This window comes from Desulfuromusa ferrireducens, assembly GCF_055389805.1.
The window spans coordinates 3,448,810-3,461,333 of the sequence record NZ_AP042415.1 but is presented as its reverse complement, the minus strand read 5'-3'; the positions used below and the strand labels follow the sequence as shown (position 1 = coordinate 3,461,333).

Genomic DNA, 12,524 nt, shown 5'->3' with positions numbered 1-12,524 from the left:
TTAACCGAACGAGCACCACAGAATGCGGGAGGGGGATGGAGGGCAAAAAGTGTAATCACTCTCTTCGGCAACTCGGCTATCCACCAATGTTACAAATCAGTGGACCCGTGGCTTTGCGTCACCAGATTTCTCTGGTTTTGCCCTTATCGGAGGTTTGGTTGGTTTTTGTTTTTAACCGTTTCGGTTGTTCTTTTCCTTTGCTTTAGAAATAATTTGAGCAATAAAAAACTCACCATTCGTAACCGAAGGTGAGTGCTGTGCTTAAAATATGGACGAATCCGCAGGAAAGCACACTCTTCGGTGGCCCGGCTATCCATTTTTCAGGACCCGTGGCTTTGCGTCACCAGATCACTCTGGCTTTGCCCTTATCGGAGGTTTGGTTGGTTTTTGTTTTTAACCGTTTCGGTTGTTCTTTTCCTTTGCTTTAGAAATAATTTGAGCAATAAAAAACTCACCATTCGTAACCGAAGGTGAGTGCTGTGCTTAAAATATGGACGAATCCGCAGGAAAGCACACTCTTCGGTGGCCCGGCTATCCATTTTTCAGGACCCGTGGCTTTGCGTCACCAGATCACTCTAGCTTTGCCCTTGTCGGAGATTCATTAATTTCTATGGATGATAGGGGGCTTCAGAAAAGCAGTCAAGCAAAAAAATGAAAATTAAATTTAACAACCTAAGTCCCCAATTCTTAGAAGTTAAATTGTCTAATAAAGTTAGATTGTTGTGTCGCCCTACGTAGCCAGCCAAGATAGAATTGACAGGGGGGATTGGTGTTTTATTCTATAACATGTCCTGCAACCATGGGTTTGGTTATGGCTTAGTATTTTTACATTCTGGAAATAATTCATGATTTTTGAATCTCAAATCGCCACTAAAATACTGATCTCTTTGAGTGTCCTGTTTTGGGCTGCTGTTTGGGGGTACGGGATAGGGCTGCTCCTTGCTTGGGTCTTGCGCTGGTGGACTGGAGACCAGTTTATGCCTGTGCGCATGTTCAACTACTTGATGCCATGGTGTTTCTTGGGCCTTTTGGCAGGAATTGCACTCGCTTTAATGTCGAATCGTAATTTATTGGCACTGGTCTTGGTTGTTCCATCGTTTTTGATTTTAGCTGCTTACGCACCACTCCTCCTGTCAGGACAGGAGAAGCCTGCCGCTGGATTCCCTTTGAAAGTGATGACCTATAATGTCTGGCGAGAAAATTCAAACGTAATTGAAATGGCCAAGGTCATTAGAAATCAAAACCCGGATTTGATTCTTCTGCAGGAAATTCATCAAGACAAATTAAGGGCCTTGATCGCTGAACTTGATGATTTATATCTCAATGAACCCAATGTGACCTTTGAAAAAGGAAAGCTTCAGGCCGTTATCAGTCATTTTCCAGTGAGGCAAATAAATACGGGAAATGGTAAGGGGAGGGCACAGAAAGTTATTATCTCGACACCAAGTGGCCCTATCACGGTACTTAATATTCATCCATCACGTGGAAGGTGGCAGCGAAAACATAGGGAAATGTCTCGCTTAATTGCGGAAGAAATTGTTGGGGAGGTTAATCCTTTGATTTTGGGTGGCGATTTTAACACAACCGACCAGTCGCAAACTTATCGACTATTTGAGCCGATGCTGAAAAATGCACATTGGCAAGCAGGGTGGGGGTTTGGATTTACTTATCCGTCTTCTAACGTCAAGTTTCTCGGCAAATTGTCTGTTCCGCCCCTGGTGCGTATTGATCACATATTCTATAGCCACCATTTTGTTGCCGGGAGTGCGTCAACCCTGTCTGATTCCGGTGGTTCTGATCATTACCCCGCTATCGCTGAGTTGACACTCACTATGGAATAATGAATTCTGGTTATCTGCTTGGCTACACCAAAAATCGGTGTTGCGTTAATTTATCTAACATTGTCCACTGAAAGCACGGAAGACACTGAATTTCTGAATTGATACTCAACTGTGAATGAATGTTATTGGAAACATCTTCCGCTGCCTAACGTTTCCTTCTGTTCTTCGCTCCAATGGCATAAGGTTTTTTTATTGGACATCATTGGCTTTTGGTTTGGGGAAGAACCTGTTAATAAGGGCTTTTTGTAGCAGGTACTCTTTTTTATTGTAATCCCCGCCAACCCAACGAGCATCCATGGCTCTTTTGAAAAACGGCTTCAAGTCCTTTAGGTCAAATACAGCGAAAGACCTCTTTCCAAAATACGGAGTCATGAGTTTTTTAAATTGAAAATTGCCCTTATTTTGGGGCTTAAATTGCTCGTAGATGTCTCTGAATTCGTCAATCCAAAAGACGCCCTCCCGCCATTCGGGGATAGGATCTATTTTCCCGAGCACAAAATACTGATATTCAAGCCAGGGGAAATTGATCCCGCATTTGTTAGACAAAAGGATTGACCGGTTGTATCTCCCGTTCACCTCCATCAGTTTGTATTTTCCGTTCCTAGAATCCTCTTTGAACTCAATGCAGGAATATCCGTGAAAGCCCAAGGCCCTGAGAAGTTCTCGGCCTGGTTGGCTGATTTCCTCTATGTGTTTGCTGGAGACGACACAGGGGACTCCGAACCCTTTTGGGGAAAGCCTGACTTTTTGAGCGGTTATTTCGGCTACCGGTTGGCCTTCGAGGAAATATGAGTTGTAGTTCGCTCCATTGGAGTCTTCTCCTGGAATATACTCCTGGATCATGACCTCGATCCCTGCTTTCTTAGCGGTTTTGTACTCGTGGAGAGCCTCACCAAGCGTGTTGACTTTGGTCAGTTTTTTTCTGAATAATTCAAAATACCTGTGGCTGTAGCAGGGTTTAACTAAGCAGGGGAATCCGATAAGGTCGCAGAATTCTTTTACTTCCTCGCTTGACTTGGGGGTCCTTGTTTGTGGGATTTCCACTCCAACGGCCTCCGCAACAGCGTATGTGTGCTTTTTGTCTAGGACTTTATGGGTAACCTCCCATCCACAACAAGCAACCAGATGGTTTTTTTCAAGAAGACTTTTGTATTTTGAAACCACCCATAATGTTGCATCGTCTGCCGGTATTATAAGGCATTTACCGTAGCGTATATGGCAGGAGGTTAGTAATTTGATAAACTCAAGGGGATGTTTTTCGGGGTGCGGTGCATAAATAGATTCCTTCACGTACTTTGATAAATACCCCATGTCATTGGGGGTATAAACAATGGCGATGATCGGCACGCCCTTTTCTCCAAGGGACCTGATGACTCCAAGCCCCATGTTATGGGTCGAAAGAACAATTGCGGGGATCATATTCACGCCTCAATCTGAAGGAATTTAACAAGGTTGCGAATAGTGGTCTCTGGAAACTGTTTGGTTAGGCTTTACGAAGCATTGCTGAGCGCTGAAAGTTACCCACCCATGTGGTCGGCGACTTTATGGGGGAACAATCTGGAATTCGACAAACAAATGGATCAGCAGACGGCTCTTGAACAGTCAGTCAGCCTCTCCGCAAAGGAAGCTGACGAGTTGGGGTAACTTTTAAGTGCTCGCATCGATGAGAATCTCCTTGTCGTTTCTTAGGAACAGGTTCGATTTGTTGCTCCCATTAAATTTAGCCGAATAGGCCAGAAAGTCAAAAAGGAGAATGTAGAATAAATTTCATAGTTCTACCGTAACTGTAGGGTGATGTTTCCCTTCGTGATCCCAAGTATAGAGAGTGGTTTTGCAGCAGGCTGGAATTGAAATTCGAGCCTGCTGAGTTAGTGGTGTATAAAATTCCCCATCCAAGGCTCTCCGGTACTGGGCTGGATGATGGGCGGTTCACAGCAATTTTCACGATTCTGTCGGTTAGTAATCAAGAAGAACGATTCTTTGACGACCTTTATTTGTGGGGAGAGCCTAATCTAGGCCATCTCAGGTCAGTCTCAAGTGGGCCGCTACGGTGAAAATACTTGTTGTTAAAGGCCCATATCTGCAAAACGATATGCAGAATGATTTTTCCGCTGGTAGATGGCAGCCTCAAAAATTACTTGTTGCAGATTGATCGCAATTACCGTGCAGAAGCTGCTTAAAATCCTTGATTTCTTGGTCTGCATAATGACATTATTGCTGTTTTGCTAATAGATACTGTTGAAGCGTTCTGGGTAGGCATGAGGAGATTTTTTTGAACATTATCAACCTGAATAAAACCAGCAATTCAAAGGGTTTTTCTGGCTCACCGCAAACCATTACCGAACCGGTCCGTTGCCGTCTTGATTCTTTGAGAAAGGTTGACGCGGCGCTGCATATAGTTGAACAGCAAGGTAAGACCGTTATTCTGCCTGCTGATCAGTTGGATGCAGCAACCCGTGCCACGACCAAGGGGCTGGTTGCTGCTTATGCCCTGGAATCACTCGGTGACCGATCTTTCTGCTCTGATCACGGTATCCGCTTCCCCTACGTTGGCGGTTCTATGGCCAAGGGAATCAGTTCCGTTGCCATGGTCAAAGCTTTTGGCAGGGCTGGCATGCTCGGTTTTTTCGGTGCGGCGGGGCTGGCTCTCGAGCAGGTTGAGGACGCGATTGATCAATTACAGGCCGAGGGGGTCGATTTTCCCTTTGGCGTTAATCTTATTCACAGTCCGAATGAGCCAGAGCTGGAAAAATCTTTAATTGATCTATATCTGCACAAACAAGTTCGGCTGGTTGAAGCCTCAGCCTTTTTGGCTTTAACCTTACCGATTGTGCGTTATCGGACGCACGGTATCTATCGTGATTCTGCAGGGCAAATCATCACGCCAAATCGGGTGATCGCGAAAATCTCCCGGGAAGAAGTCGCTGCCCGTTTTTTAGCGCCACCGAGCGATAAATTTCTCCAGCAACTGGTTGAAGCAGGTGATCTGTCCCAGGAGCAGGCAGAGTTGGCCCGGCAGATCCCGATGGCGCAGGACCTGACCGTTGAGGCCGATTCCGGTGGGCATACAGATAATCGTCCAGCCCTATCGCTCTTTCCGACTATTCTTGCGCAGAAAGAAACCTTTCAGCAGCAATATAAGTTTCAGCAACAAATCCGGATTGGCTTGGGCGGCGGAATTGCCACGCCGGCCTCAGCGGTCGCTGCCTTGTCTATGGGGGCTGCTTATCTGGTCACAGGAACCATCAATCAGGCCTGTGTTGAATCCGGGACCTGTGATGTCGTTCGCCAGATGTTGGCTGAAACCCGCCAAGCTGATATCACCATGGCCCCGTCTGGCGATATGTTCGAGATGGGCGTTAAGGTTCAGGTTGTCAAGCGCGGTACCATGTTTTCGATCCGCGCAGCTAAACTTTACGAGCTTTATCGCGCTTGTAACAGCATGGAGGAAATCCCGACTGATGAGCGTGAAAAACTGGAAAAAACCTTCTTCCGGGCGCCTCTGACGACCATCTGGGAGCAGACGCGCAGCTACTTTGCGCTGCGTGACCCGCGCCAGGTGGAAAAAGCAGAAGCCGATTCGAAATATAAAATGGCATTGGTTTTTCGTTGGTATCTTGGTCAGTCGCCGGTGTGGGCTAATCAGGGTGATGCAACGCGCAAAATTGATTATCAGATCTGGTGCGGACCGGCCATGGGTGCGTTCAATGAGTGGGTGAGAGGCTCCTACATGGAATCTCCTGAAAAGCGGCGGGTGGTTGACGTCGCATATAATATTCTTTTCGGTGCTGCTGTTATGCTGCGGGCCAATCAATTAAAACAACAGGGGGGGGCAATTGAAGAAACTTCTTTTGTCGCTCCATTGGAAATCGACCGAATCAAGGAGTTTCTCAGTTGAAGAAGAACAGCGGAGAACAGATCAGCCAGCCAGCTCTAAATACGACCCCACTTGCGATTGTCGGTATCGGCAGCCTTTTTCCCCAGGCCGATAATGTCGGGACCTTTTGGAGCAATATCAAGTCCGGCGTTGATACCATCACTGAGGTGCCAGAAACCCATTGGCGGTCGGATGATTATTTCAATGCCGATGCCAAGGCGCCCGATCAGGTTTACGCCAAGCATGGCGGCTTCCTTTCGCCGGTCGATTTCAACCCGATGGAATATGGAATTCTGCCGAATGCGATGGAGGCGATCGACACCTCGCAGTTGCTTGGTCTCGTGGTCGTTGAGCAGGCCCTGCAAGATGCCGGTTATCCTGCTGATAAAGAATTTGACCGCGACAAGGTCAGCGTGATTATCGGTGTTACCGGTACCTTGGAACTGGTTATCCCGCTGGGCGCACGGCTCGGTCATCCGCGCTGGCGCGAGGCATTGAAAGATGCTGGCGTCGCCGATGCTATTGCCGAAGATGCCATGGCGCGGATTGCCGATACCTACGTTCCCTGGCAGGAGAATTCCTTTCCGGGACTGCTCGGCAATGTGGTTGCCGGCCGGATCAGCAAGCATTTTGATTTCGGCGGTACCAACTGTGTCGTTGATGCTGCTTGCGGCAGCTCCTTGAGCGCTATCAACTTGGCGGCCCTGGAACTGGCGGCCGGTAAATCCGATATGGTTATCACCGGCGGGATCGATACCTTCAACGATATCTTCATGTACACCTGCTTCAGCAAGACCCCGGCACTATCTCCTTCAGGTCACGCGCGGCCATTCGATGCTGATGCTGATGGTACGACCCTCGGCGAAGGTCTGGGGATTGTGGTTCTCAAGCGGTTGGCCGACGCCGAACGTGACGGTGACCGGATTTATGCGGTCATAAAAGGGGTCGGCTCATCGAGTGATGGCCGTGGTTCGGCGATCTACGAGCCGAATGCTGCCGGTCAGCAAAAGGCACTGCAGCGTGCCTACGAGCAGGGTGGTGTCTCTCCGGATACCATTGAGCTGATCGAAGCCCACGGTACCGGTACCAAGGTTGGCGATGCCGTCGAGGTGACCGCTCTGCGCGAAGTGTTTGGTGCGGCAACCACCCCCTGGTGCGCCATCGGCTCGATCAAATCGCAAATCGGTCACACCAAGGCGGCAGCCGGTTCTGCTGGTATCATCAAGGCGGCCTTGTCCCTCTATCACAAAGTCCTGCCGCCGACCATTAAGGTGAAGAACCCCCAGGAAGCTCTTTCTGCAGAAAATAGCCCTTTTTACGTCAATACTGAACTTCGCCCCTGGATTCCACGGGCTGATCATCCACGGCGGGCCGGTGTCAGCGCCCTTGGCTTTGGCGGCAGTAATTTTCATTGTTTGCTGGAGGAATATCAGGCCCAGAAACCGGTTGTTGATTGGGCCGGAGACGTGCAGATTGCAGCCTTCAGTGCCGCCGATCGGCACAGTCTGACAACGGCTGTGCAGGGTTTCCCCGCTGAGGGGACCTGGAATGAACTGCGCCTGGCGGCAGCCGACAGTCGTGCACAGTTTGATGCCAGTTTGCCGGTACGACTGACCCTGGTGATCGATAAGGAAAAGACCAATCGCGGCGCACAAATCAAAACTGCGCTGACGATGCTTGAGAATAAGACCGACGAAGCGATCTGGAGTACTCCTGATGGCAGCTACTTTTCAGCGGTCGATGCTTCCGGCAATCTGGCGATGCTGTTCCCTGGTCAAGGGGCGCAGTACACCGGCATGCTCAAGGATTTACTGCTGCAGTTCCCCTCCGCCTTGGATGCCCTCGGCGTGGCTGATCGGACCTATGTCGATTGTACTGCCGGGCAGCAGGGGCGTCTGGTCGATAAAGTGTATCCCCGACCGAGCTTCGATACGGCAACCGCAGCGCAGCATGATGCTGCACTGCAATCCACCGAAAACGCGCAGCCGGCACTGGGCGCAGTCAGCCTGGCAGCCAAGTCGGTTCTGGCTCATTTCGGTGTCACTGCCGAAGCCTATGCAGGGCACAGCTACGGTGAATTGACGGCGCTCTGTGCTGGTGGTGTGCTCGATCAGGATTCCTTGCATCGGTTGTCCCGCTTGCGTGGTGAGTTGATGGCTACAGGGGAGGGCGATCGCGGTTCGATGTTGGCTGTTTCGGCACCGATTACCCGGGTCGAACAATTCCTTGCTGAGCACAAGTTGAAGTTGGTCCTGGCCAACCGCAATACTCCCGAACAGGGGGTGCTTTCCGGTGCCAGCGCGGAAATTGACAAGGCCGCCGAACTGCTTGAACATCAGGGTCTGCGGTTTAAAAAACTGGCGGTGGCTGCTGCCTTCCATAGCGAACTGGTGGCTGCTGCCAGTGGTCCCTTTGCCGAGCGTTTGCAACAGGTCAGTTTTGGCAAGGCGAGGGCCAGTGTTTATGCCAACAGCACCGGTAAGATTTATCCGGCGACCGCTGCCAAGGCCAAGCAACTGCTTGCCGGGCAGTTGGCCAAGCCGGTCGACTTTATCTCTGAAATAGAGAATATGTACAAGGCTGGCATCCGCACCTTTGTTGAGGTCGGTCCCGGTGCGCGTTTGACCGGCATGGTCAAGGCGATTCTCGGTGAGCGTGAGCATCAAGCGGTTGCGGTCGATTCCTCCAACGGTAAGCGCTCAGGAATTGTTGATCTGGCTCGGGTTTTGGCCCAATTGACCAGTCTTGGTTACAGCATCAATCTTCCCCTCTGGGATGACGGTTTTGCCCCAACTGAGCGGCAGAAGCCAGCGGCTAAAAAAGGTCTGATGGTGCCGTTGTGCGGCGCGAATCATTTTAAGCCACCAGCCAAGCGACCACCGGTGTCTCCGGTAGAAGTTATGTCTGCCCCGGTTGCGGCGGCGCCTGTACCGCCGGCAGTTAATCATGCCGTGCCCGTTTCGGCAGCGGTTGCGACTGGAACAGTTGACCCGTCGGCTCTGCAGCAAGCCTTGCAGATGACGCAGCAGAGCATGCAGGCGTTACAGTCGCTGCAAGAGCAGACTTCACGTCTCCATCAGCAATTTCTCGAGGGCCAGGAGTCGGCAACCCGCTCATTCCTCAACCTGGTCGAACAGCAGCGCAGCCTGATTCAAGGGGTGCCGCTCACCGCGCAACCAGTAGCAGCTATGCAACGTCCAGTTCAGGCGCAACCCGTTGCACCGATCGCTGCTGCGCCGGTTATCCCGCCGGCACCCGTTGCACCTGCTGCCGTTGATAGCGGCAAGGTGGCTGCGGTTCTGCTCGGCGTGATTGCGGAAAAAACCGGTTACCCGGTTGAGATGTTGGAAATGGAGATGAGTCTCGATTCCGATCTCGGGATTGATTCGATCAAGCGGGTCGAAATACTCTCTGCGTTACAGGAACAGCTTCCACAGGCTCCGGCTGTTAAACCGGAAGATCTCGGTACCTTGCAGACTCTCGGTCAGATTGTCGCCCATCTCAACGCGGGAATGCCGCATGCGACCGCAGTGCCAGCTGCGGTCGGCTCGGCACCGGTCGGAACTACGGTTGATTCAGGCAAAGTGTCTACTGTCTTGTTGAGTGTGATTGCCGAGAAAACCGGTTATCCGGTTGAGATGCTGGAAATGGGGATGGCGCTGGATACCGATCTCGGTATCGATTCGATCAAACGGGTGGAGATACTCTCCGCCTTGCAGGAGCAGTTGCCAGAAGCCCCGGCGGTCAAACCGGAAGACCTTGGCGTGCTGCAGACCCTTGGCCAGATCGTCGAACATTTAAGCGCCAGCATGCCGACAGCCTCAACAAAGGCGCAGGCCTCTTCCATAAACAGTGATGAGGTGGCAGCAACGCTGCTGGCAGTGATTGCCGAAAAGACTGGTTATCCGGTAGAGATGTTGGAAATGGAGATGGCCCTCGATACCGATCTCGGTATCGATTCGATCAAACGGGTGGAAATTCTCTCTGCTTTGCAGGAACGTCTGCCTGAGGCGCCCGCGGTCAAGCCGGAGGATCTCGGCGTGCTGCAGACCCTCGGTCAGATTGTCGATTATTTAGCGGCCAATGGTCAGCAGAAAGATGCGACATCGGCACCCTCAACACCACAAATGGGGCAGATTGATAGTGCGACCGTTGCTGCCACTCTGCTTAAGGTGATCGCCGACAAAACCGGTTACCCGGTCGAAATGTTGGAATTGGAGATGGCCCTCGATACCGATCTTGGTATCGATTCGATTAAGCGGGTTGAAATCCTTTCCGCGCTGCAGGAGCAGCTGCCTGGCGCACCGGCGATTAAACCGGAACATTTGGGCACCTTGCAGACCGTCGGGCAGATTGTCGATTTCCTTGCCAGCGTCAGCGGAACAGCTGATTCGGCAAGTACGACGGTTTACGCCGAAAGTGGTAAGGCTGCGGCAGGTATCAGTCGTCAGGTGCTTAAGGTCGTGCCACTGCAGGCCAATGCTGATCGCAAAAAACTGAAACTTGCAGACAGCGCAGAGATCTGGGTCACAGATGATGGCAGCGATTTAACTGATGCTGTTTGTCAGCAGTTGAGTTCAAAAAAACTGCAACCAATCAAGGTGTCGATAGTTAAAGTAGATTCTTTGGTTGTGCCTGGCAACCTGTCGGGATTAATCGTTTTAGCGCCGCGGTCAGGTGTTGACGATCGCTTCCTGGAAAACGTCTTTAGTCTGATGCAAAAAGCTGAAAGCGCCTTAACTGCCAATGCAGAAAAAGCTGCGGCCCTGTGTGTCACGGTCGCCCGGCTCAACGGCAGTTTTGGCCTGTTGGCTGCTGATGGCTCATTTAATCCGCTCGCGGGCGGTCTTGCCGGGTTGGTGAAGACTGCCGGGCATGAATGGCCACGGGTGCAGTGTAAGGCCCTTGATCTAGCTGTCGACATGCAAGACATTTCCAAAGCTGCGGAAATGATCGTCAGCGAGGCTTTGACTGTCGGACCAGAAGAGGTCGGCATCTCGGGGCAGGGGTTACATGCCCTTAAGCTGTCCGAGGTTGCGCTGCCGGAAACGGATCTGCAACTGCCGGTTGCCCAGGGTGATTTAGTGGTCATCAGTGGCGGAGCGCGCGGTGTCACGGCAGAAGTTGCTGTGAGTCTAGCCGCGGCCAGTCAGGCAACTTTATTGCTGCTCGGACGCAGTCCATTAACAGATGCGGAACCGGATTGGCTGGTCGGCTTAACGACGGAGGCGGAAATTAAAAAAGCGCTGATGGTCAATGCCGAGAGCCCGTTAAAACCACGTGATGTCGCTGAGCGCTATCAGCAGGTCAGCAGTAACCGCGAAATTCTCACCAGTATCCGTAGAATTGAGGCGGCTGGGGGGCGGGCAATCTATCGTTCCGTCGATCTGCGTGATGCCGAGAGCGTCGCGCAGGTGATTGCTGCGGCTCGCCAAGAGCACGGACCGGTCAAAGGTCTGATCCACGGAGCCGGCGTGCTTGCTGATCGCTTGATTAAAGACAAAACTCTGGAGCAGTTTAACAGCGTTTATTCAACCAAAATCACTGGCTTGAATGCTTTGTTATCTGCCGTTAGCGATGATGACCTGTCCTTCATGGTGATGTTCTCCTCTTCGACTGGTCGTTTTGGCCGCACTGGACAGGTTGATTACGCAGTCGCCAATGAGGTCTTGAACAAAACCGCTCAGCAGCAAGCAACGTTGCGGCCTAACTGTCGGGTCTTGTCCCTCAACTGGGGGCCATGGGATGGTGGTATGGTGACACCAGCCCTGAAGCAAGTCTTCGCCCAGGAGGGTATTGAGGTTATCGACCTGCAGGCCGGGTCCGATTACTTGATCAAAGAAATTTCCACACCGCCAGGAGGTCCGGTCGAGCTGGTTATTCTTGGTGGTGAGGCCGAAGTCGCACTTGAGGAAGAGGTTCACGCGCATCAGAATATTTACGTTTCCAAAGCGTTTGATCTGGATATCTCCATCGATCAGTATCCGTTCCTCAAATCTCATGTCATCGACCAAAAAGCGGTTCTGCCGATGGCAGTGATCGTTGAATGGATGGCGCACGGTGCTATCCATAATAACCCCGGCTTGCGTTTCCACGGTTTCAACGACTTGCGGATTCTCAAAGGGGTGACCCTTGAGCAGGGGCAGACGCACAATCTGCAACTGATGACCGGGAAATCGATCAAGAGTGCTGGTGTCCATGTGGTGCCGGTGGAACTGTCGGGGACAGCCGCCGATGGCCAGGAGTTTGTGCACGCACGGGCGAAGATCGTCCTTGCCGGTCGTCTTCCGGAAGCCAAGCCGGCGGCAGAGAAGCTTGAACTGGCCGCCTACGCTAGGCCGATAACGCAAATTTACCAGCCTGATCGCCTCTTTCACGGCGCCGATTTCCAGGGCATTCGCGAAATTCTCGGCTGCGCTGCTGAAGGGATCAGTTCACTGGTCTCGCCGGCGCCGTTGCCCGACCAGTGGGTCAAGCAACCGCTGCGCAATTCCTGGTTGGCTGATCCGTTGGTTCTCGACAGTAGCTTCCAGATGATGATCCTCTGGAGCTTTGAGCAATATCAGGCCGGATCTTTGCCGGTGTTTACCGGTCGTTATCGCCAGTATCGGGAGCACTTCCCCGAGACCGGGGCGGAAATCCGCGTGCGAGTGACTAAACAAAATGCCAGCAGGGCGACAGCGGAGATCGATTTCCTCGATCCGCTCAGCGGCTCTTTGGTTGCGCGCATCGATGATTATGAATGTGTCATCGATGCCTCTTTGAATCAGAGCTTCCAGCGCAACAAGCTGCAGGGAGTCGCTTGA

Annotated in this window: 4 protein-coding genes and 3 riboswitches; of the genes, 3 read left to right on the top strand and 1 reads right to left on the bottom strand. The window is 51.7% G+C overall.

Annotation, left to right across the window (positions count from 1 at the left end; translation table 11 throughout):
• Nucleotides 1–63: 63 nt before the first annotated feature.
• Nucleotides 64–152, bottom strand: a riboswitch (cyclic di-GMP riboswitch).
• Between the two features lie 144 nt (nt 153–296).
• A riboswitch (cyclic di-GMP riboswitch) is annotated at nt 297–374 on the bottom strand.
• A gap of 144 nt (nt 375–518) precedes the next feature.
• Nucleotides 519–596, bottom strand: a riboswitch (cyclic di-GMP riboswitch).
• 249 nt (nt 597–845) lie between these two features.
• The gene (locus ACZ5PT_RS15510) at nt 846–1,841 is read left to right on the top strand and encodes an endonuclease/exonuclease/phosphatase family protein (protein ID WP_464263932.1); all 996 of its coding nucleotides are present in this window, start codon (nt 846–848) and stop codon (nt 1,839–1,841) included.
• 189 nt (nt 1,842–2,030) lie between these two features.
• Here ACZ5PT_RS15510 and ACZ5PT_RS15505 read toward each other — a convergent pair whose 3' ends face one another.
• Complete coding sequence (locus tag ACZ5PT_RS15505; RefSeq protein ID WP_464263931.1) at nt 2,031–3,260, bottom strand: carboxylate--amine ligase; 1,230 nt, start codon at nt 3,258–3,260, stop codon at nt 2,031–2,033.
• 853 nt (nt 3,261–4,113) lie between these two features.
• On the opposite strand from ACZ5PT_RS15505, the gene ACZ5PT_RS15500 reads away from it, so the two are divergent.
• The gene (locus ACZ5PT_RS15500; RefSeq protein WP_464263930.1) at nt 4,114–5,739 is read left to right on the top strand and encodes a PfaD family polyunsaturated fatty acid/polyketide biosynthesis protein; all 1,626 of its coding nucleotides are present in this window, start codon (nt 4,114–4,116) and stop codon (nt 5,737–5,739) included.
• Nucleotides 5,736–12,524 (top strand): SDR family NAD(P)-dependent oxidoreductase, encoded by a 6,789-nt coding sequence (locus ACZ5PT_RS15495; RefSeq protein WP_464263929.1) that lies wholly within the window; start codon nt 5,736–5,738, stop codon nt 12,522–12,524. The genes ACZ5PT_RS15500 and ACZ5PT_RS15495 overlap by 4 nt, the downstream gene beginning before the upstream one ends.

What these genes read in the sequence shown, in the direction of transcription:
- ACZ5PT_RS15505 (WP_464263931.1), bottom strand. Translation starts at nt 3,260, where the DNA reads ATGATCCCCGCAATTGTTCTTTCGACCCATAACATGGGGCTTGGAGTC.
- ACZ5PT_RS15510 (WP_464263932.1), top strand. Translation starts at nt 846, where the DNA reads ATGATTTTTGAATCTCAAATCGCCACTAAAATACTGATCTCTTTGAGT.